Source organism: Actinophytocola sp., from assembly GCF_036378875.1.
GTDB lineage: Bacteria > Actinomycetota > Actinomycetes > Mycobacteriales > Pseudonocardiaceae > Actinophytocola.
In genome coordinates this window covers 1-19,593 of the sequence record NZ_DASUVO010000086.1, presented here as the reverse complement: position 1 = coordinate 19,593, position 19,593 = coordinate 1, and the positions used below count along the sequence as shown (strand labels likewise).

The 19,593-nt window shown below is 69.2% G+C and carries 20 protein-coding genes and 1 pseudogene; 11 read left to right on the top strand and 10 right to left on the bottom strand.

The features are described from left to right. Nucleotides 1-11 precede the first annotated feature (11 nt). On the top strand, nucleotides 12-992 hold the full coding sequence (locus VF106_RS24625; protein ID WP_330842185.1) for a LacI family DNA-binding transcriptional regulator: 981 nt from the start codon (nucleotides 12-14) through the stop codon (nucleotides 990-992). A gap of 63 nt (nucleotides 993-1,055) precedes the next feature. Here VF106_RS24625 and VF106_RS24620 read toward each other — a convergent pair whose 3' ends face one another. Further along, nucleotides 1,056-3,311 carry a heavy metal translocating P-type ATPase gene (locus VF106_RS24620; RefSeq protein ID WP_330842184.1) on the bottom strand — a complete coding sequence of 752 codons (2,256 nt, stop codon included), beginning with the start codon at nucleotides 3,309-3,311 and terminating at the stop codon, nucleotides 1,056-1,058. A 14-nt stretch (nucleotides 3,312-3,325) separates the two neighbouring features. Then, nucleotides 3,326-3,532, bottom strand: coding sequence for a heavy-metal-associated domain-containing protein (locus tag VF106_RS24615; RefSeq protein WP_330842183.1), 207 nt, complete (start codon nucleotides 3,530-3,532; stop codon nucleotides 3,326-3,328). A 154-nt stretch (nucleotides 3,533-3,686) separates the two neighbouring features. Between VF106_RS24615 and VF106_RS24610 the strand changes: the two genes are divergently transcribed. Continuing rightward, complete coding sequence (locus VF106_RS24610) at nucleotides 3,687-3,875, top strand: hypothetical protein (RefSeq protein ID WP_330842182.1); 189 nt, start codon at nucleotides 3,687-3,689, stop codon at nucleotides 3,873-3,875. Here VF106_RS24610 and VF106_RS24605 read toward each other — a convergent pair. From VF106_RS24605 to VF106_RS24595, 3 genes are all read right to left on the bottom strand, one after another. Further along, nucleotides 3,872-4,693 (bottom strand): endonuclease/exonuclease/phosphatase family protein, encoded by an 822-nt coding sequence (locus VF106_RS24605; protein WP_330842181.1) that lies wholly within the window; start codon nucleotides 4,691-4,693, stop codon nucleotides 3,872-3,874. The two genes, VF106_RS24610 and VF106_RS24605, sit on opposite strands and share 4 nt — an antisense overlap. Nucleotides 4,694-4,794: 101 nt before the next feature. Beyond that, entirely contained in the window at nucleotides 4,795-5,319 is a 525-nt protein-coding gene (locus VF106_RS24600) for a DUF1697 domain-containing protein (RefSeq protein WP_330842180.1), read from the bottom strand. 9 nt (nucleotides 5,320-5,328) lie between these two features. Continuing rightward, complete coding sequence (locus tag VF106_RS24595) at nucleotides 5,329-6,396, bottom strand: calcium:cation antiporter (protein ID WP_330842300.1); 1,068 nt, start codon at nucleotides 6,394-6,396, stop codon at nucleotides 5,329-5,331. Between the two features lie 142 nt (nucleotides 6,397-6,538). On the opposite strand from VF106_RS24595, the gene VF106_RS24590 reads away from it, so the two are divergent. Continuing rightward, the gene (locus tag VF106_RS24590; RefSeq protein ID WP_330842179.1) at nucleotides 6,539-7,375 is read left to right on the top strand and encodes a glycosyltransferase; all 837 of its coding nucleotides are present in this window, start codon (nucleotides 6,539-6,541) and stop codon (nucleotides 7,373-7,375) included. On the opposite strand, the gene VF106_RS24585 is transcribed toward VF106_RS24590, so the two are convergent. After that, the gene (locus VF106_RS24585; protein WP_330842178.1) at nucleotides 7,376-8,098 is read right to left on the bottom strand and encodes a GAF and ANTAR domain-containing protein; all 723 of its coding nucleotides are present in this window, start codon (nucleotides 8,096-8,098) and stop codon (nucleotides 7,376-7,378) included. A gap of 112 nt (nucleotides 8,099-8,210) precedes the next feature. Between VF106_RS24585 and VF106_RS24580 the strand changes: the two genes are divergently transcribed. Beyond that, complete coding sequence (locus VF106_RS24580) at nucleotides 8,211-8,573, top strand: STAS domain-containing protein (protein ID WP_330842177.1); 363 nt, start codon at nucleotides 8,211-8,213, stop codon at nucleotides 8,571-8,573. Here VF106_RS24580 and VF106_RS24575 read toward each other — a convergent pair. Continuing rightward, on the bottom strand, nucleotides 8,570-9,454 hold the full coding sequence (locus VF106_RS24575) for a LysR family transcriptional regulator (RefSeq protein WP_330842176.1): 885 nt from the start codon (nucleotides 9,452-9,454) through the stop codon (nucleotides 8,570-8,572). The two genes, VF106_RS24580 and VF106_RS24575, sit on opposite strands and share 4 nt — an antisense overlap. A 75-nt stretch (nucleotides 9,455-9,529) precedes the next feature. Between VF106_RS24575 and VF106_RS24570 the strand changes: the two genes are divergently transcribed. From VF106_RS24570 to VF106_RS24550, 5 genes are all read left to right on the top strand, one after another. After that, nucleotides 9,530-10,501, top strand: coding sequence for an alpha/beta fold hydrolase (locus VF106_RS24570; RefSeq protein ID WP_330842175.1), 972 nt, complete (start codon nucleotides 9,530-9,532; stop codon nucleotides 10,499-10,501). Then, entirely contained in the window at nucleotides 10,498-11,055 is a 558-nt protein-coding gene (locus VF106_RS24565; protein WP_330842174.1) for a hypothetical protein, read from the top strand. The genes VF106_RS24570 and VF106_RS24565 overlap by 4 nt, the downstream gene beginning before the upstream one ends. A 116-nt stretch (nucleotides 11,056-11,171) precedes the next feature. Then, on the top strand, nucleotides 11,172-12,407 hold the full coding sequence (locus VF106_RS24560; RefSeq protein WP_414639057.1) for a DUF2252 domain-containing protein: 1,236 nt from the start codon (nucleotides 11,172-11,174) through the stop codon (nucleotides 12,405-12,407). A gap of 133 nt (nucleotides 12,408-12,540) precedes the next feature. Next, nucleotides 12,541-13,398, top strand: coding sequence for an ATP-dependent DNA ligase (locus VF106_RS24555; RefSeq protein ID WP_330842172.1), 858 nt, complete (start codon nucleotides 12,541-12,543; stop codon nucleotides 13,396-13,398). 67 nt (nucleotides 13,399-13,465) lie between these two features. Further along, entirely contained in the window at nucleotides 13,466-13,969 is a 504-nt protein-coding gene (locus tag VF106_RS24550; protein ID WP_330842171.1) for a P-loop NTPase family protein, read from the top strand. Between the two features lie 252 nt (nucleotides 13,970-14,221). Here the strand turns inward: VF106_RS24550 and VF106_RS24545 are convergent, their stop codons facing one another. After that, complete coding sequence (locus VF106_RS24545; protein ID WP_330842170.1) at nucleotides 14,222-16,003, bottom strand: thiamine pyrophosphate-requiring protein; 1,782 nt, start codon at nucleotides 16,001-16,003, stop codon at nucleotides 14,222-14,224. Nucleotides 16,004-16,122: 119 nt separating this feature from the next. On the opposite strand from VF106_RS24545, the pseudogene VF106_RS24540 reads away from it, so the two are divergent. Together VF106_RS24540 and VF106_RS24535 are read left to right on the top strand one after the other, a co-directional pair. Continuing rightward, nucleotides 16,123-16,572, top strand: a pseudogene (locus VF106_RS24540) (SRPBCC family protein); the annotation flags it as partial. A 436-nt stretch (nucleotides 16,573-17,008) separates the two neighbouring features. Beyond that, nucleotides 17,009-17,683 (top strand): DUF6766 family protein, encoded by a 675-nt coding sequence (locus tag VF106_RS24535; RefSeq protein WP_330842169.1) that lies wholly within the window; start codon nucleotides 17,009-17,011, stop codon nucleotides 17,681-17,683. On the opposite strand, the gene VF106_RS24530 is transcribed toward VF106_RS24535, so the two are convergent. Both VF106_RS24530 and VF106_RS24525 read right to left on the bottom strand, forming a co-directional pair. Beyond that, nucleotides 17,680-18,924: a sugar ABC transporter permease gene (locus VF106_RS24530; RefSeq protein ID WP_330842168.1), complete on the bottom strand. Its 1,245-nt coding sequence runs from the start codon at nucleotides 18,922-18,924 to the stop codon at nucleotides 17,680-17,682. The genes VF106_RS24535 and VF106_RS24530 overlap by 4 nt on opposite strands. Nucleotides 18,925-19,081: 157 nt before the next feature. After that, on the bottom strand, nucleotides 19,082-19,593 hold a 512-nt coding region (locus VF106_RS24525), incomplete at its 5' end, for an ATP-binding cassette domain-containing protein (RefSeq protein ID WP_330842167.1).

Genomic DNA, 19,593 nt, shown 5'->3' with positions numbered 1-19,593 from the left:
TCCTGGCGGGCATGCGCGTGACGATCGCGGAGGTCGCCAGACGGGCACGGGTGAGCAAGACGACCGTGTCGCGTGTGCTCAACAACAAGGGCGAGGTGGACGCGGCCACCGCGATCCGGGTACGCGAGGTCATCGCGGCGACCGGCTACACGCCGAGCGCGCGGGCGGTCGGCCTGGCGCGGGGCCGGGCGCAGACGGTCGGGATGCTGGTGCCCGGCCTGACCTGGCCGTGGATGGGCGATGTACTGCAGGGTGTCGCGGACGTGCTCGAGTCGCGGGGCTACGGGCTGCTGCTGCACACCGTGAACCGCGGCCAGGAGTCGCTGGAACGGTTCGCCCGGCACGTGTCCGCGAGCGCGTTCGACGGGTTGCTGCTGGTGGTGCCGCCCGACGCGCTGCCGTACGTCACGGGTCTGCACGAGTCCGGCCTGCCGGTCGTGATGATCGACGACCGCGGCCACCATCCCGGTTTTCCTTCCGTGGCCACGAGCAACACGGCCGGCGGCGCGGCCGCGGCCACGCACCTGCTCGCGCTGGGCCGAACCCGGCCGGTGATGGTGACCGGGCCCGCCGATTTCGGCTGTACGCACCACCGTTCCGCCGGTTTCCACTCGGTGGTCGGTGAGGTGCCGGCGGTCGAGGGCGACTTCACCCGCGACAGCGGTCAGGCCGCGATCGCTTCCCTGCTCGACGCCGGGGTGCGATTCGATGCCGTGTTCACGCAGAACGACCTGATGGCGGTCGGCGTGCTCGACGGCCTGCGTGCGGCCGGCCGTACGGTGCCGGACGACGTCGCGGTGATCGGCTTCGACGACATCGCCATCGCCGCCCACACGCGACCGGCCCTCACCACCGTGCGTCAGCCGTCCCGGGAGATGGGCGAGGCGGCCGCGACGATGCTGCTCGCACACCTCGACGGCGAACCCGCACCCGAGCAACCGCTGATACTCCCGACCTCACTGGTGATCCGCGAGAGCGCCCCGGCCCCATAACCCGCGTGTCCAACGTATTGGACCGGTGAGTTCAACAATTCGAACAAACGCGATTTGTTGAACTCAGGGGTCGAGTGTGTTGGACACGCGGGTCTCTGGTGTTGGACTCGCGGTGAAGCGGCGTAGGCGCAGGCTGTTCGTCACGACGAAGACCGAGCTTGCCGCCATGGTCAGGCCTGCCAGCATGGGGTTCAGGAGGCCGGCCGCCGCCAGGGGGATCGCGGCGACGTTGTAGGCGAAGGCCCAGAACAGGTTGCCCTTGATCACGGCCAGGGTGCGGCGGGAGAGGCGGATCGCGTCGGCGGCCGTGCGGAGGTCGCCGCGGACCAGGGTCAGGTCGCTCGCCTCGATCGCGACGTCCGTGCCCGTGCCCATGGCCAGACCCAGGTCGGCCTGCGCGAGGGCTGGTGCGTCGTTCACGCCGTCGCCCACCATCGCCACCACACGGCCGGACGACTGCAAACGCTTGATCGCCTCGACCTTGCCGGCCGGCAGCACCCCGGCGATCACCTCGTCGACGCCCACGTCGGCCGCCACCGAACGGGCCACCGCCTCGTTGTCACCGGTCAGCATGATCGGGGTCAGGCCCAGCGCGCGGAGCCTCGTCACCGCCTCGGCACTGGTCGGCTTCACCGTGTCCGCCACCATCAACAGGCCGCGGGCCGCACCGTCCCACGCGACCGTCACGACGGTGTGGCCCGCCGCCTCCGCCTTCGACCTCGCCTCGGACAGCGACTCCGGCAGCGGCGGCAGCCACTCGTCGTCCACCACCCGGCCGGCCGCGACCTCGTGCCCTTCGACCGTGCCGCGGACGCCAAGGCCGTCCAGCGCCGCGAACGACGACACCGACGGCAACGCGCCCAGCCGGTCGCGGCCCGCCTCGGCGATCGCGCGGGCGATCGGGTGCGCCGAGGCGTCCTCGACCGCCGCGGCCAGGCGCAGCAACTGGTCTTCCGTCACGCCGTCGACGACCGCAGAGGACACCAACGACATCCGGCCGGTCGTCACGGTGCCGGTCTTGTCCAGCACCACCGTGTCCACTCGCCGCGTCGACTCCAGGACCTCCGGCCCCTTGATCAGGATGCCCAGCTGCGCGCCCCGGCCCGTGCCGACCAGCAACGCTGTCGGGGTCGCCAAACCGAGCGCGCACGGGCACGCGATGATCAGCACGGCCACCGCCGCGGTGAAGGCCGCCGACGGCGTCGCGCCCGCACCGAGCCAGAAGCCCAGCGTGCCGAACGCCAGCACGATCACGACCGGCACGAACACCGCCGAGACCCGGTCCGCGAGCCGTTGCACCGCGGCCTTGCCGGTCTGCGCCTGTTCGACCAGCCGCGCCATCTGCGCGAGCTGCGTGTCCGCGCCGACCCGCGTGGCACGCACGACGAGCCTGCCGCCCACGTTCACGGTCGCGCCAACCACGGCGTCCCCCACCGACACCTCGACCGGCACGGACTCGCCGGTCAGCATGCTGGCGTCGACCGCGGAGGCGCCTTCCTCGACGACCCCGTCGGTCGCGATCTTCTCGCCCGGCCGCACCACGAACCGGTCGCCGACCGCGAGCCGCTCGACCGGGACCCGGGTCTCCGACCCGTCCCGCAGCACCGCGACGTCCTTGACCCCCAACGACAGCAACGCACGCAGCGCGGAGCCCGCCCGGCTCTTCGCGCGGGCCTCGAAGTACCGTCCCGCCAGGATGAACGTGGTGACCCCGGCCGCGACCTCCAGGTAGATGTTGCCCGACCCACCGGTCCGCTCAACCGTGAGCCGGAACGGATGCGACATGCCGGGAATCCCTGCGGTACCAAGGAAAAGCGCGTACAACGACCATCCGAACGCGGCGATCGTGCCCATCGAGATCAGCGTGTCCATGGTCGCCGCCCCGTGCCGCAGGTTCAGCCACGCGGCGCGGTGGAACGGCAACGCGCCCCACACGACGACCGGGGCGGCGAGCGCCAGCGACGCCCACTGCCAGTACTCGAACTGCAGCGCCGGCACCATCGCGAGCACGACCACCGGCGCGGTCAGCACCAGGCACACCAGCAGCCGGTCGCGCAGCGACCGCACCTCGGCGTCCTCAGGCTCGTCCTCGGCCTCCGGCTCCGGCTCCGGCGCCGGTACGCGTGCCGTGTAGCCGAGCTTCTCGACGGTGGCCACCAGGTCCTCGACCGGCACCGCCTCGGCGGCCCTGACCAGCGCCTTCTCGGTGGCGTAGTTGACAGTGGCCGCGACGCCGTCGATGCGGTTGAGCTTCTTCTCGATCCGCGCGGCGCACGACGCGCAGGTCATGCCACCGATGATCAGCTCGACGTCACTCATGGTCGTACGCGCGATCAGCTCACCAGTTCGTAGCCGGCCTCGTCGATCGAGGCGCGGATGGCCTCGACGTCGATGGGGGCCTCGCTGGTGACCGTGACCTGGCCGGTCTCGAGTTCGACCTGGACGTCCGTCACGCCGGGGATCTGGGAGACCTCGGAACGCACCGAGCCGACGCAGTGTCCGCAGGTCATGCCGGTGACGGTGTACGTGTTCGTAGTCATGCCCGCAATGCTACCGTACCCCCCCACCGTATTGAAGTGGACGATGAATCCGTCATACCCCGACCGTGTGCACGTAATCCACTCGACGTTGCCTACAAACTAGTGCCGTCAAGGTGATCGCGCTCACACTTTTCTCATGAGCACGCTGGAAGAAATGGGCGACTTAATTCGGGCGATGCCCGGCCCAGACGCCGGCGTCGACGAGGTCGCCGACTGGTACACCCGCAAGGCACACCTTCTCGACCGGCTGGCGCAGGACGCCGCGGGCAAGGAAGCGGTGCGCATGCACACACAGGCCGATCTCGCACGCCAGCACGCGGCCGAGCTACTTGCCCTCAACTAGAACAGAGTTGGCGGCGTCGCCGCTTCGAACGGATCACACGTGTCGAGCCGAGTGCCCACACCACAAGAAAACTGAACCGACAGTCCTGAGTGGTCAGTCAGCCGGATCGTGCGCGGCTCGTGGACGTACTCGCACCCGACGAGCTCCTCGGCGAGTTCCTTGGTGCAGTGCGCGTGGTCGTACCGGAAACCGTCGCCGGTGCGACCGAACCAACTGTGCTCGACCCGGTCCGGGTTGAGGTGACGGTAGGCGTCGACGAGCCCGTGTTTGTCCGTGAGACAACGGTAGAAGTCGTACTCGAACCACCGGAACGACGGGTGCGGCGGCTCGTGGTCGGGCTCGATCACGTTGAGATCCCCGAGCACCACCGTCTGCGCGCCCGCGTCGGTGAGGCCGGGCGTGCTGAGCGCGGCGGAGAACTGGGAAAGCCAGCGCCGCTTGCGTTCCGTCCGCTCGGCCGTCGCGTCTCGCGTCGGTACGTAGGCACCCAGCACGCGAATCAGACCCATCTGGGTGGAAATCATGACACCTGTCACCCGATTGGGTAGATACGACAGGGTTTTGCCGATCGGGTCGACCTGGACCGGCACCTTGCTGACGACCATCACGCCGTACTCGGCCGGTTCCGGCTTCGGGTACAGCACCGCGTATCCGGCGCAGCGGAAGGCGTCGGCGAGGTGCTTGCAACCGTCGCTCGTCCTGGTCTCGGTCAGCACAAGGACGTCCTCGTGCCGCGTGGCGAGCCAGGCCAGCTGGCGGTGCGCACGCTCGGCTGACGGGCTGCCGATGTTGAGGGTCAGCAAGCTGAGACCGGACATGAGACGTGATGGTAGAGAGCAGTTCTTTCCGGAAGAATCCCGCCCGCCACTCACACTGGACTTACCACTATCGAGCAACGCGTGCCGTCCCCAATGGACCGTTACAGCTGTTCTGTCATCGCGAGAAGCTTCGTCACCGTGTTCCAGTTCCGGACGGTCGCCACCTCACCTTTGCGTGCGGGAAACGCGGCGAGAAGCTTCGACTTCTGTATACCGCCAGGCACCCAGAAGTAGGCCTCACGCTTGGCGAGATGGACCCGCTCCGGCTCGAACTCGGCGGGGTCCACCTCCGGCCACTTACCCGGGCCGTCGAGAAAGGACACCAGGTAACGCGACGGATCCGTGGCGACGTCCCCGAGCGGGTTCGCGTCGACGACGGCACGCAACTCCGCCGCGGTCCGCAGCACGCAGTCGACGTGGAAGCCGGCCCCCTTGGCGAGCGCCGCCTCCATCTCCTTGCGCACCGTGCTCGGCCGCTTGCTCGTGCGGAACACCACGTTTCCGCTCTGCAGCAACGTGCGCACGTCCTCGTACCCCAGCTCGGTCAGCCACGCCCGCAGGTCGGCCATCGCGACACGCCGTTTCGAGGCGAGGTTGATGCCGCGCAACAGTCCCACGTGTATCACGGGGGAACCCTAAGGGTTGACCGCCAGGAACACGAACGCGGCGAGCAGCACCAGGTGCACGCCACCCTGGAGGCGGGTGGCCCGTCCCGGGACGACGGTCAGCACGCTCACGACGACCGTCAACGCGAACAGCACCAGCTGGGTCGCGCCGAGGCCGAGCACGAGTGGCCCGTCGAGCCAGGTGGACGCCAGCGCGATGGTGGGAATCGTGAGGCCGATGCTGGCCATGGCCGAACCGTAGGCGAGGTTGAGGCTGGTCTGGATGCGACCGCGGGCGGCGGCCCGGACGGCGGCGAGGGTCTCCGGCAGCAGCACCAGCACGGCGATGACGACACCGACGAACGAGGGCGGGAACCCGACCGCCGCGACCGCGTCCTCGATGGCCGGCGACTCGACCTTGGCCAGCCCGACCACGACGACCAGCGACACGAGCAGCATGCCGAGGCTGATAAGCGCGGCGCGTGTGGTGGGCGGCGGCGCGTGGTCGTCCTCGCTCTCCTCGGTCTGTGCCACGGGCAGGAAGAAGTCGCGGTGCCGCACGGTCTGTGTGAGGACGAAGGTCACGTAGAGCGTGAGGGACGCCAGCGCCGCGAAGGTGAGCTGCGCCGGCGAGAACTCGGGCCCTGGCTGGCTGGTGGTGAACGTGGGCAGTACGAGGCTGAGCGTGGCGAGAGTGGTCACGGTCGCGAGCGCGGCGCCGCTGCCTTCCGCGTTGAACAGGGTGACGTGGAACCGCCGCGCCCCCACGAGCAGGGCCAGCCCGACGATCCCGGTCGTGCTGAGCATGATCGCGGCGAACACGGTGTCCCGCGCCAGTGACGCGGACCCCGGCCCGCCGGAGATCATGAGCGTGACGATCAACGCCACCTCGATCACCGTCACCGCCACGGCCAGCACCAACGACCCGAACGGCTCCCCCACCCGGTGCGCGACGACCTCCGCGTGGTGCACGGCCGCGAGCACGGCACCGGCGAGCACGACGGCGACCAGGACCACGAACACCGTGCCGAGGTCACGCCCCCAGGTCAGCGCGAGCGCGAGCAGGCCGAGGACGGGCACGAGGACGGTCCAGGACAGCCAGGCGGTCCGCACGCCTCGACCCTAAGCAGCGATCGGCCCGGAGGTGGCGACCACCGGCCGGTTATGTCCGGTTGGTCACATTCCCTGGCCTCCACCGCGTCTCGACACCTGCTCGACCCGCCGCTCCTACCTTGGTGGCATGCATCTCCTGTTCCTCAGCCGGCCCGACCGGGGGCACACATACCCGACGCTGTGGCTCGCTGAGGAGCTCGGCCGCCGCGGGCACCGGGTCACGTTCGCGTCCAGCGCCGCCGGCCCGGCCAGTTCGGCTGTGCGGATCCTGACCTTCGGCCAGCATGAGCGAAGCCTGCTGGACCAACCCGCGTTCCGGTCCCGCGGCCCGGTCGACGCCGTTGTCGGCGACCCGCGCACGGTCGAGGCGGCACGCGCCACCTGGGATGTCCCGGTCGTGGTCGCCGGGACCAACCTGCCGCCGGGACACGAATGGCCTGGTGAGCAGGCGTACGAGCAGTACGTGTTCTCGCTGCCGGGCAAGCGCGGCGCGGTGCGTGACCCGTGGCGGCCCGGTGGGCGGCGCCCGGTGTTGCTGGTCGACGGGCCGTCGATCAAGCCGCTGGTCCGCGCGTTCGGCGACACCGACTGGCAGGTCGTGGTGGGCGACTCGACCCGCTTCGCTGGTCTGCCGCACGCGGACGTGTTCCTGACCGACGGCGGGCTACCCCAGGTGAGCGCCGCGCTGCGGGCCGGGGTGCCGATGGTGCTCGCACCCAGGACCGCCCAGGAGACCGGCAACGCCAGGCAGGTCGTCGACCTGGGGGTTGGCACGATCGCGACGCTGGAGGAGCTGCCCGCCGAGAACCTGCGCCGGCTGGTCGAGCACCTGCGGGTGGACGAGCCGACACTGGCCGTCGCGCGTCAGATCGGGAGACAGGTGGCGGCCATTGGCGCACGGGAGGTCGCGGCCGCCCGGATCGAGGACCTGCTCGGAGCGACCCCGCTCACACAGGCCGCGTGATCAGTCTTCTGGCACGTACCGCTTGACGGCCGTTTCGAAGTCGTCCTTCTCGTGGGCCGACACGAGTTCGTCCGCCAGGTCACGTAGCTTCGCGTTGGTGTTCTGCGACACACGTCTCAGTGCCGCGAACGCCTCCTGCGAGTCGTAGCCGAAGTGCCGCATGAGAAGGCCCTGGGCACGGCCGACGAGTGAGCGGGTACGCAGCGCGGTGCGCAACTGGTGCACGAGTTCGAGGTTGTCGTGGTAGAGCGTCGCGTTGTCGAAGACCACGCCGGCGTGGAGGGTGAGCAGGAGCACGACGTCGTAGGCGGACTCGCCGAACTGGTCGGCCGACTGGGACAGCAACGTCAGCACGGCCGAGTCGTCGCCGTTGGTGGACAGCGGCAGGCACAGGCAGCTGCGGTAGCCCGCGTTGACGAGCTGCGTGCCGAAGGACGGCCAGCGCTGGTCGGTCACCGTGTCGCTGAGCCTGCGGGGTTCCCGGAACGTCACCGCCTCGACGATCGGACCTGGCGCCAACGGATCGAACCCGAGATCGCGGCTGGACTGCGCGGTCTCCACGCCGCTGTCCGACCGGACCGTGATGAGCGCGTCGTCGCAGCCGGGGATCGTCCGCACGATCCGCTTGACGAACCGCTCGGTGGTCGCCCCGAAGTCGTCGGCGGCGACGAGGCGGGTGATCTCGGCGAGTTCGCTCGCCACGGTCAGGATGTCGTTACGCACCTACGGAGTCTGGGCGTGCCCGCAGGCGGTGGCAAGTCCGCTTGATAGGCTGGCTTCAAGCTCTTTTTCACGGTTACGAAGTCAGCCGTGTGTCCCCTCGGGTGGAGGCACCATGGCTGCGACGTGGCCGTTCGACCTGCCGTTCAAAGTTGACGTTCGGCCCCTCGGTGAGGGTGTCGTGCTGGTGTCGGTCGCCGGCGAGATCGACATCGCGACCGTCGGGCGCCTGCGGACCACGCTGACGCCCCTCTCCTCGGACGTGCGGGTACGACTGCTGGTGTGCGATCTGTCCGAAGTGTCGTTCTTCGGCTGCGGCGCGGTTTCCGTCCTGCTCGCGGCGAAGGCGGCTCTCATGACCCGAGGCGCGCGGCTGCGGATCGTCGCCGCGCGTAACGTCGTACTGCGCCCACTCAGCGTCATGGGACTGCTCGGCGAGCTGTCGGTCAGACCGGATGTCCGAAGTGCACTGGGCTAACTGGTCAGATCTCTGGCCAGCGCGGTGAAGTTCGCTGCCACCGCGGAACGGTTCCCCTTCGGCAGCGCGATCGCGAGGTCCACCAACCGGACCACCGGGCTGAGCGGCACGAACACCACCTCCGGCCGCGGCTGCGCCGCCGAGCCGGGAAGGATGCTCACTCCGCACCCGGCCGCCACCAGCCCCACGATCGTCGGCAGCTGAACGGCCTCCTGCGCGACGGTCGGCGTGAAGCCACCTCGCCGGCACAGTGCGGTGATCTCGTCGTACAGTCCGGGCCCCAGTGCTCGGGGGAACATCACGAACGGCTCGTTCGCGAGCGTGCTCACGGCGAGGCGCCGCCGGCCCGCCATGCGATGATCGCTTGGCAGCACCGCCACCAGTGGCTCGCGCGAGATCGACACCAGCTCCAGGTCGTCGGCCGGCCCGGGCAGCGGCGGGCGCAGCAGGCCGAGATCCAGCACCGCGGCCCGCAGCCGCTCGACCTGCGTGACGGTCGGCAGCACGTGGAAGCTCAACGTCACCGCCGGGTACTTCGCGCGAAACGCCCGGATGATCGCCGGCAACGGCTGGCTCACGGCCGAGCCGACCATGCCGATCGCCAGCTCACCGGTCTCGCCACGACCGGCGGCTCGTGCCCGGCGCACCGCCGTGTCCACCATGGACAGTGCGTTCCGCGCGTCGGCGACGAACGACTCGCCGGCCGGGGTCAACCGCACCGCGCGGGTGGTCCGCTCGAAGAGGGTCACGCCCAGCTCGGCCTCGAGCGCCCTCACCTGCTGGCTCAACGGCGGCTGCGCGACGCCGAGCGCGGAGGCCGCGTGCCCGAAGTGCAGGTGGTCGGCCACGGCCACCGCGGCTCGCAGGTGCCTGAGATCCATATCCTGATGCTCTCAATCGAGGCCGATTGTGTACAGAATCGTCTATCCCGGTCGGGCGGACGGCATTCTGGCGGCATGCAACGCACCGACTGGGATGTCCCTGGCGAGGAGGGAACGCTCGGAGTACGTGAGGTACAGCCGCCGGCGGCCAGGAAGCGGCCGGTGCTGCTGCTTCACGGGGCACGGGTGCCCGGCATCGCCTCGTTCGACCTGCCGGTGCCCGGCGGGTCACTGGCCGAGGACCTCGCTCGGGCCGGGCACCGCGTGCTCGTCATGGACGCTCGTGGGTACGGGCGGTCGTCGCGGCCGCCGGAGATGTTCGTGCCCGCCACGGACAACCCGCCGATCGTGCCCGGGGAGCAGGTCGTGCGGGACATCGACGCGGTGGTCCGCTGGCTGGGTGCCGAACGGGTCGACCTGGTCGGCTGGGCCACCGGCGGGCACTGGGCCGCGTGGTACGCCAGCGAGCACTCGCACCGCGTCGAGAACCTGGTGATGGTGAACAGCCTGTACGGCGCGGTCACCGGACATCCGATGCTGGAGCGGTTCGGGGACCCGGCGCGTCCCGGCCACTTCGACGACGACCGGTACGGCGCCTACCGGGAGAGCACGGCAGCCGAGTTGCTGCCGGCCTGGGACGCGAGCATTCCCGTGCCGGACAAGGCGGAGTGGCGCGACCCGCGAGTCGCGCAGTCCTATGTGGATGAAGCATTGGCGAGCGACCCGACCACGCACGACCGCGAACCGCCCAGCTTCCGCGCGCCGAACGGCGCCATGGCGGACAGTTACCACCTGGCCACCGGCCGCCAGTTGTGGGACGCCAGCCGGATCCAGGCCCGCACGCTCATCCTGCGCGGCGAGTACGACTTCTGGTCCCGCCCGGCGGACGTGACGACGCTGGCCGCCGACCTGACCCAGGCGAAGGAGGTCAGGACGGTCACCCTGACCGGCGCCACCCACCACGTGCACCTGGACCGCGAGGACAGGGGACGCGGTCGGCTGATCACCGAGATCCTGCGACACTCGGGTGACAGGATGCGCGCATGACCGACGATCAGCGCGAGCTGTTCCTGACCGACCTGTGGTCCCTGGTGGTCGACGAGGACGAACTGGTCGACGGGCAGCCGTCCTGGATCGAGTCGTTCTTCCGCGGCACGCCGGCCGGCGAGATCCCGGCCGGGCCCACGTCCGCGGCGCTGCACCGCGTCCTCGCCGCCGGCGTGGACCCCGACGACCTCACCGACGTCGTCCGGACCATGCAGCACGAGATCATCCACAACGTCTGCCAGCTGTTGGACGACCCGCGCATGCTCGGTATCCGCGGCGAGCGGCGCTGGACGCTGACCGTGGACGGCGACCCGGTCGACGAGCTGCACTCGTCGCTCGACGAGCACGATCCGAGCGGCCGGCACGGCGAGCCGCGTGGTCGTCCCGTGCCGGCTCGGCTGCCCGGCCAGCCGCTTTACGCGCGGCTGGCCGTCGCACAGGCCAGGGCCGGTGACCGGCTGGCGGCGGTCAGGACCTGGCGCGCGGCGACCGGCGACACGACAGTGGCCGCGAAGACGGCGATCAATGCCCTTCTGGGCGACGCTTCCGACTGATCTTCTGTGGCAGAGTTGGCGTCGTGGATGGTGTCATCGGACTGATCGCCGAGCGGGGCGACGACGCGCGTCAGGCGCAGATCGTGGACGTGCTGGTCGACGCGTTCGACGAGCTCATGCGGGCCGATCCGATCGCGTTCCGGCGCAAGTTCCGGAAGATGGCGTCCGCGCCGTTCGCGTTCTACCGGGGCACGGCGTGCCTGTTCTACGCGGACATGGCCGAGGACGCCGACCCGTGGGCGGACGAGCGGACCAGCCGCGTGTGGATCCAGGGCGACCTGCACGCGGAGAACTTCGGGACCTACATGGACTCGTCGGGCACGCTGGTGTTCGACGTGAACGACTTCGACGAGGCCTACCTCGGCTGTTTCACGTGGGACCTGAAGCGGCTCGCGGCGAGCGTGGCGCTGATGGCGTGGAGCAAGGCCATCTCCGACGACGACATCGCGCACCTGATCGGCACGTACCTGCGTGGCTACGTGCGGCAGGTGCGGTCGTTCGCCGAGAACCCCGGTGACGAGGGCGTTCGCCTGCGGCTGGACAGCACCGAGGGCGTGCTGCACGAGGTGCTGCTGCGGGCCCGGCTGCGGACGCGGATCGAGTTGCTCGACTCGATGACGACCGTGGACGAGTACGAGCGGCGGTTCGCGCACGGCCCGGGGGTACGGCTGCTGGAACCCGCCGAGCAGGAGGTCGTCCGCGCCGCCTTCGAGTCCTATTTGGACACCATTCCGTCCGGCAAGCGGTTCGGCGGCAACACCTACTTCGTGAAGGACATCGTCGGCCGCAGTGGTTTCGGCATCGGCTCGGCCGGGCTGCCCGCCTACACGGTGCTGGTGGAGGGCCAGACCCAGGCACTCGAGAACGACGTGCTGCTGTCGATGAAGCAGGGCAACGTGCCGGCACCGAGCCGGGTCGTCGACGAGCAGCGGATCCGGACGTACTTCCACAACGAGGGTCACCGCACGGCGGTGTCGCAGCGGGCGCTGCAGGCGCACGCGGACCCGTGGCTGGGCCACACGGCCATCGACGGCAAGGGCTTCGTGGTGAGCGAGCTGTCCCCGTACGTCAGCGACCTCGACTGGTCGGAGCTCACCGAACCGTCCGAAATGGACCCGGTGCTGGCCTACCTCGGCCGCGCGACGGCCAAGATGCACTGCGTCTCGGATTCGGACTCGGAGCAGACGCTGGTGGACTTCCAGGTCGAGGACGCGATCTCGACGGTGATCACCGACACCGACGATTTCGTCGGTTCGTTGACGACCTTCGCGATGGGTTACGCGCAGCAGACCCGCGAAGATCACCGCCTGTTCGTCGACGCGTTCCGAGGCGGCCAGATCCCCGGCGTGTAACGAACATCTGTCCGAAACGTAAAGGTCTGGACCCTTTTTCTCGGTGGGTCCGCACACGGACTTGACATCGACGGTCTACAATCCGCAACTCTGGGTATGCAAATTGCATATAAGCCGATCACCGAGACGAGAGATGATCGATCCGCCCGAGTTGATGCTCGCCACGCCGACCGATCGCCGGTTCTCCGACGACGCCTGGGTCTTCGAACGAAAGCTGGACGGCGTGCGCGCCCTGTCCATCCGTGATGGGTGGCGGCCACAACTGTGGTCCCGCAACCACAAACGGCTGGACGACACCTATCCCGAGCTCATCGAGCTGCTCGCCGCGGCGGGAGGGACCCACTTCATCACCGATGGTGAGGTCGTCCGCGACGGCGACACCGTCCAGTACCACCTGTTCGACCTGCTGTCACTCGGCGGGATCGACCTCACCGGACGGCCGTTACGTGAGCGCAAAGCCATCCTCCGCACGGCGTTCCGCTTCCGCGGCCCGCTGCGCTACGCCGAACACCGCGAAGCCGACGGCGAGGCCTACTACAAGTACGCCTGCGACCACGGCTGGGAGGGCCTCATCGCCAAGCGTGCCGACTCCCCTTACCGGGGCGGCCGGTCCGGCGACTGGCTCAAGTTCAAATGCCTGCGCGGTCAGGAGTTCGTGGTGGGCGGGTTCACCGAGCCGCAGGGTTCGCGGGCCGGGTTCGGCGCGCTGATCGTCGGCTACCACCAGGACGGCCTGCTCCGTTACGCCGGCAAGGTCGGCACCGGCTACGACCACGCGACGCTCCGCGCACTGCGGGCCCGCATGGACACGATGGCCCAGGAGGAGTCGCCGTTCGCCGACCAGGTGCCGGAGCCGACCGCGCACTGGATCCGGCCGGAGCTCGTCGTGCAGGTCGGGTTCAGCGAGTGGACCCGCGAGGGACGACTGCGCCACCCCCGGTTCGGCGGGCTACGCACGGACAAACCACCGGCCGAGGTCGTCCGCGAGTGAGGTTCGCCCAGGAGTGGCGTTTGCCCGCTTCGTACCGGCGGTATCCCCACCCACGAGGTGATATCCCGTGCGTGAGTTCCATAAGGAAGGCCCGCGTGCCGAGGGGGCGCCAGTGGTGTGGGCGGGGCGAGACGACGGCCCCGCACTGGTGGTCGTAGACCCGTCCGGCGCCGCGAAGCACAACGAACTGCCCCCGACGTGGGACCAGCTGGCGAGCCACTTCCAGATCGCCTGGTGCCGGATCCCCGCGAGCGAACGCTCACTCGAGGACGTCGAGGACGTACTCGAGACACTGACCGAACGCCGCGCCTCCGCCAACCTGGTGGCCAGCGGTGAGGCCTGCCCGGCGGCGATCGCCATCGCCCGTCAGTTCGCCGACATCGTCAGCTCGGTCCTACTCGTCGACCCGGTGGACGACGACAACACCGGCACCCTCGCCGACACCGGCATCGAGGTACGAGTCGTCGCCCGCAGCCACCACGGACCATCTGACCGCGTCGAGGCCCCGATGCCACTCGGCCACCCCGAGGTGGTCGACGGCGTCGTCTCCGCACTGGCCAGCATGAGCTGAGGCGGCCACGACGCCATCGGCACTGTCTCGAAAGACGCTTTCAGGTCGTTGAACGTCATCAGCGCGTCTTTCGAGACATCGGCGATGCCCCGAACGCGTCTTCGGGCGAATGCGCGCCGAGCGCGCAGCCTCCGGCGCCCGCGAAGCGGACCTGCCAGGCCACATCCCGCCCACGGTGTGAACACCCAACAAGATCATCGGTGGATCCGGTTGAGCGTCCCGAGGGGCACCTTCACGGCATCGCGGTTCCCGTCAGGGCAGCAGTTCGGCGACCTTCGCCTTCAGGCCTTCCTTCACCAGGTCCCACGCGTCCGGGTCACCCTTGAGCACGGCCTGGGTGACCGCCTTGAGCTGGTCGGCGGTCGCGTGTGGCGGGATCGGTGGGATGTTCGGGTCGCAGTGGACGTCGACGACCGTCGGGCGGTCGGCGCGCAGTGCGATGTCCCACGCGTCGCCGAGTTGGTCCGGCGAGGTGACCGTGATCCCGCCGAGTCCGATGGACCGCGCGAAGTCGGCGTAGGACACGTCGGGCAGCGTCTGCGACTCCTCGAACTTCGGTGCGCCGCCGAGGGCACGCAGTTCCCACGTGACCTGGTTCAGGTCGTTGTTGTGGAGCACGCAGATCACACACCGCTGGTCGGCCCACTCCTCGTGGTAGCGGCGAATGGTGATCAGCTCGGTGAGCCCGTTCATCTGCATGGCGCCGTCGCCGACGAGGGCGATCACCGGGCGGTTCGGCCACGCGAACTTCGCGCCGACCGCGTACGGCACCCCGGCCCCCATCGTGGCGAGCGTGCCGGACAGCGAGCCGCGCATGCCTTCCCGCATGCGCAGGTGCCGGGCGTACCAGTTGGCGGCCGAACCCGAGTCGGCGGTGATGATCGCATCGTCCGGCGCCCGTTCCGACAGCTCCCACGCCACCCGCATCGGGTTGACCGGGTCGGCATCGACCATGGCCTGTCGCTCCATGGACTGCCACCACGACGCCACGTCCTCCTCGATCTTCTCCCGCCAGGCGCGGTCGGTCTTGCGCCGCAGCAAGGGGATCAACGCGCGCAGGGTCTCCGCCGCGTCGCCGACGAGGTTGACCTCGGTCGGGTACCGCATGCCGATGAGCTTGCCGTCCAGGTCGATCTGCACCCCGCGGGCCGCGCCCGGCTTCGGCAGGAACTGCGAGTACGGGAAGTTGGACCCGACGATCAGCAGTGTGTCGCAGCCGGTCATCATGTCGTAGCTCGGCCGCGTACCCAATAGTCCAATCGAACCGGTCACATAGGACTCCGTGTCGGGCAGTGCGTCCTTGCCCAGCAAAGCTTTCGCGACGCCGGCACCGAGCAGGTCCGCAACGTCACGCACCTCGTCGGCCGCGCCCCGTGCGCCCTGCCCCACGAGGATCGCCACCTTCTCCCCGGCGTTCAACACCTCGGCGGCACGGACGACCTCCGGTTGGGCCGCGGTCACGACCGTCGCCGGCCGGGACGGCGGGGACGACGGCACGTGCCGGAAAGCGTGCTGCGGCGGTTCGTACGGCTCTTCCTGCAGGTCCGCCGGGATGATCAGCGCCGTTGGCGTGCGTGCCGCGTACGCCACCCGCATGGCCCGGTCCAGCGCGTTCGGCAGTTGCTCGGCCACCGTCACCTCGACCAGGTACTCGCTCGCCACGTCGGCGAACAACGCGTGCAGGTCGACTTCCTGCTGGTAGTGGCCGCCGATCGCGGTGCGTGCGGTCTGCCCGACGATGGCGACGACCGGCACGTGGTCGAGCTTCGCGTCGTAGAGACCGTTGAGCAGGTGGATGGCGCCGGGCCCCGAGGTGGCGAGGCAGACCCCGGCCCGGCCGCTGAACTTCGCGTAACCAACCGCGGCCATCGCGGCCATCTCCTCGTGCCTGGTCTGCACGAACTTCGGTCGGTTGTCCGCGCGGCCGAACGCGGTCACGATGCCGTTGATCCCGTCGCCCGGATAGGCGAACACGTGGTCGACGTCCCAGTCCCGCAACCGTGTCAGCAGGTAGTCGCCAACGGTCTCGGTCATGACTTCCCTTTCCCGTTCGCTGAATACTTTTTCGCTGGTAGGCCTACCCGCCGCATGCCATCGGCTAACCCGGGTACCCGTGGGGAGACCACGAAAGCGACAGGAAAGGAGTGACAGGAGTGACCACCATCGAGAAGTCTGTTGACGTCGAGACGCCGGTGCGGACCGCTTACAACCAGTGGACCCAGTTCGAGTCCTTCCCGAAGTTCATGGAAGGCGTGGAGCGGATCGAGCAGACGACGCCGACCAGAACGCACTGGCGTACGACGATCGGCGGTGTCACCCGTGAGTTCGACGCCGAGATCACCGAACAGAACCCGGACGAGCGGATCGCGTGGCACTCGGTGAACGGCCCGGAACACTCCGGCGTCGTGACCTTCCACCGCCTCGATGACCGGACCACCAGGGTCCACCTGCAGATGGAGTACACGCCGGAGTCGCTCACCGAGAAGGCCGGCGCCGCTCTGGGCATGGTGGGCCACCGTATCCAGGGTGACCTGAGCCGGTTCAAGGACTTCATCGAACACCGCGGCAGCGAGACCGGCGCGTGGCGGGGCGAGGTCGACCGTTCCCCGCAGCAGGGCGAACCCCGAATGGGCGACCGCGGCGGCAGCCCCTCGCAGAGCATCCCGCCGATGGGCGACCCGGACTTCGCGGGCGAACACTCGAAGTCGACCTACGCCGACGAGCCCGCCCCCGAGGGCCCTGACGAGTCCGTGCCGCGTGGGCAGTCGGGCATGGAGCCGAAGCGCAACCCGTTCTGACCGACGTTTCTTGCGGGCCGGGTCGAGCGACCCGGCCCGCCCCTCGGTCCATTCAGTACTCGTCGCGGAAGCGGAGGTCCGGGCTGCCCGCCTGCGTGGCAGGTTCAATGGTGGTTTGACTTTCCCGTCGGGGGAAACTCATCGCGCATGAGGCGCACGATCTTCGTGGTGTACCTGACCATCGTCATTGGTGGACTGTTGTTCTTCATCGCGGTCGGGGCGCTGAGCGGGGGCGGGTGACGTGAGGCGGTTTCTGCGCGACAACGGGCTAAGTCTCACGTTTGGGCTCTTGTTTCTCGGGGCACTGATCGGACAGGCCGTCGCCGGGCACGCCGACTACAACAACCAGCAGATAGCCGACGGTGCCGCCGAGGTGACGTTCTGGTCCTACGTGGTCTCGGCGAGCTTCGCCGTGGACGTCGCCGAGAACTGGCAGTCCGAGTACCTGCAGTTCTTCCTGTTCATCTTCGCGACGGTGTGGCTGGTCCAGCGCGGATCGCCGGAGTCCAAGCCGCCCAAGCGGATCGGACGGGAGTCCGACGAGGACCAGCAGGTCGGCGCGCACGCCACGGAGGACTCGCCCAGGTGGGCTCGTGCCGGCGGATGGCGTACGGCTGTGTTCTCCCAGTCGCTCGGGCTGATCATGGCCGGGCTGTTCGTGCTGTCGTGGCTCGCTCAGTCGGTCGCCGGGGTCGCCGCGTACAACGCCGAACAGATCGCCCAGTTGTCCGATCCGGTCAGCTGGCCGGAATACCTGGGTACCGCCGACTTCTGGAACCGCTCGCTGCAGAACTGGCAGTCGGAGTTCCTCGCCATCGGGTCGATGGCCGTCTTCTCCGTCTACTTGCGACAGCGCGGCTCCCCCGAGTCGAAACCCGTTGGAGCCGCGCATGTCGTCACGGACGAGTCCGGCTAGGCCCGCCCGTGCGCGGCTCGCGAGCGGCGGGCCACCGAGTCGAGCGTCACGGCCAGCGCCAGCACGAATCCTGTCACCATGAAGCGGAACGACGAGTCGAGGTCCAGCAGCGTCAGTCCACTTGAGATGGACTGGATCACCACGATGCCGAGCAGTGCCGAGAACGCGCTGCCCCGCCCGCCGAAGAGGCTGGTGCCGCCGATGACCGCTGCCGCGATCGCGTTGAGGTTGACGTCACCCGCGCCGCTGGCCTGGTTGGCGGCGGCGAGCCGGGCCGCGGCGATCAGGCCGCCGAGCGCGGCGAGCGCACTGCACAGCATGAACACGGTGGTGTACATGCGTTTCACGTTGATCCCGGCGCGGCGGGCGGCCTCCACGTTGCCACCGATCGCGAACACGGCCCGGCCCCACGCGGTGCGGGTCAGGACGTAGTGCAACACGAGCACGAGCGCCACGAAGCTGACGAACATCCAGCCGACCCCTCGGCCCTGGTTGAGATACCAGACCGCGAAGCCGAGTCCAATGAGGACGGCAACGCTGCGGGCGACCAGCAACGGCGTGGAGCGGGCGGAAAGGCCGGCGGCACGGCGTGCGCGGGCCAGCGAGTAACCGGTGAGGAAAATCCCGGCCGCGGCCGCGACGACCAGCACGTAGGACAACCAGGCCGGCACGAACGCGAGCTGCGCGAAGTGCACGAGCCCGGAGTCGAACGGCAGGTTGATGGCACCCTTGCTGCCGAGCAGCCACAGCTGCAACCCGAGGAAGGCGAGCAGCCCGGCGAGGGTGGCGACGAAGCTGGGCACGCCGAGCCGCGTGACCATCTGCGCGTACACCCAGCCGATCAGCGCGCCGCCGGCGATCGCGGCGAGGATCGACAGCCAGACGGGCCAGCCGCCACTGACGAACGTGACGGCCGTGAGCGCCGCCGAGAGCCCGCTCACCGAGCCGACCGAGAGGTCGATCTGCCCGATGAGCAGCACGCACACGATGCCGAGCGCGATGATCCCGACCGAGACGCTCTCCATCAGCAGGTTCACGAGGTTGGCGCTGGACAGGAAGACCGGGTTCAGTATCTGGAAGACGGTCCAGATCACGACGAGCCCGACGATGATCGGCAGCACCCCGAGGTCCCCGGACCGAACCCGGTCGGCGACGGCCGAGAGCGCGGGCCGCAGCCCTTCCCCGCGCCGAAGCCGCTCGTCAAGCAGATCCAACGCCGGCGCGGCTTTCATCTGGGTCATAACCCCCTCCAACGCGCGAGTCGCGCTTCCGGCCCCCGCGAGTCGCGCTTTCGGCCCCCGCGAGTTGCGTTTTCGTGTCCGCTGGGGTGTACCTGAAAACGTAACTCGGGGGTGCTGAACGCGAGACTCGCCGGGGCTGAACGCGAGACTCGCGCGGTCATGGGTTCTTCCTTTCGCGGGATCGGCGGGTGGCCGCGTTGTCTTTCGCGCCCGTGATCGCCGCTACCAGGTCCTCCGTGGACACCTCTGACGTGGTGAAGACGCCGTTGTTGCGGCCAAGGCGCAGTACCGCGATGCGGTCGGCGACCGCGCGCACGTCCTCCATGTTGTGGCTGATCATGATCACGCCGAGGCCTCGTTCGCGCAGGCGCTCGATCAGGTTCAGCACCTCGGCCGTCTGTTCCACGCCGAGGGCGGCCGTCGGCTCGTCCAGGATGATGACCTTGGGATCACCCAGGAGTGACCTGGCGATCGCCACCGTCTGGCGCTGGCCGCCGGACAGGCTGGAGACCTGCTGGCGCAGCGAGCGCAGGGTTCGCACGGACAGGCTGCGGAGGGTGTCGCCGGCGCGTTTCTCCATCGCCGTCTCGCTCAGCGTGATGCCCGCCTTGAGCTCGCGCCCGAGGAACATGTTGTGGACGACGTCGAGGTTGTCGCACAGCGCGAGGT

Coding starts and splice junctions, on each gene's coding strand:
- VF106_RS24625 (WP_330842185.1), top strand. CDS start 12: ATGCGCGTGACGATCGCGGAGGTCGCCAGACGGGCACGGGTGAGCAAG.
- VF106_RS24620 (WP_330842184.1), bottom strand. CDS start 3,311: ATGAGTGACGTCGAGCTGATCATCGGTGGCATGACCTGCGCGTCGTGC.
- VF106_RS24615 (WP_330842183.1), bottom strand. CDS start 3,532: ATGACTACGAACACGTACACCGTCACCGGCATGACCTGCGGACACTGC.
- VF106_RS24610 (WP_330842182.1), top strand. CDS start 3,687: ATGGGCGACTTAATTCGGGCGATGCCCGGCCCAGACGCCGGCGTCGAC.
- VF106_RS24605 (WP_330842181.1), bottom strand. CDS start 4,693: ATGTCCGGTCTCAGCTTGCTGACCCTCAACATCGGCAGCCCGTCAGCC.
- VF106_RS24590 (WP_330842179.1), top strand. CDS start 6,539: ATGCATCTCCTGTTCCTCAGCCGGCCCGACCGGGGGCACACATACCCG.
- VF106_RS24580 (WP_330842177.1), top strand. CDS start 8,211: ATGGCTGCGACGTGGCCGTTCGACCTGCCGTTCAAAGTTGACGTTCGG.
- VF106_RS24575 (WP_330842176.1), bottom strand. CDS start 9,454: ATGGATCTCAGGCACCTGCGAGCCGCGGTGGCCGTGGCCGACCACCTG.
- VF106_RS24570 (WP_330842175.1), top strand. CDS start 9,530: ATGCAACGCACCGACTGGGATGTCCCTGGCGAGGAGGGAACGCTCGGA.
- VF106_RS24565 (WP_330842174.1), top strand. CDS start 10,498: ATGACCGACGATCAGCGCGAGCTGTTCCTGACCGACCTGTGGTCCCTG.
- VF106_RS24560 (WP_414639057.1), top strand. CDS start 11,172: ATGCGGGCCGATCCGATCGCGTTCCGGCGCAAGTTCCGGAAGATGGCG.
- VF106_RS24555 (WP_330842172.1), top strand. CDS start 12,541: ATGATCGATCCGCCCGAGTTGATGCTCGCCACGCCGACCGATCGCCGG.
- VF106_RS24545 (WP_330842170.1), bottom strand. CDS start 16,003: ATGACCGAGACCGTTGGCGACTACCTGCTGACACGGTTGCGGGACTGG.
- VF106_RS24530 (WP_330842168.1), bottom strand. CDS start 18,924: ATGACCCAGATGAAAGCCGCGCCGGCGTTGGATCTGCTTGACGAGCGG.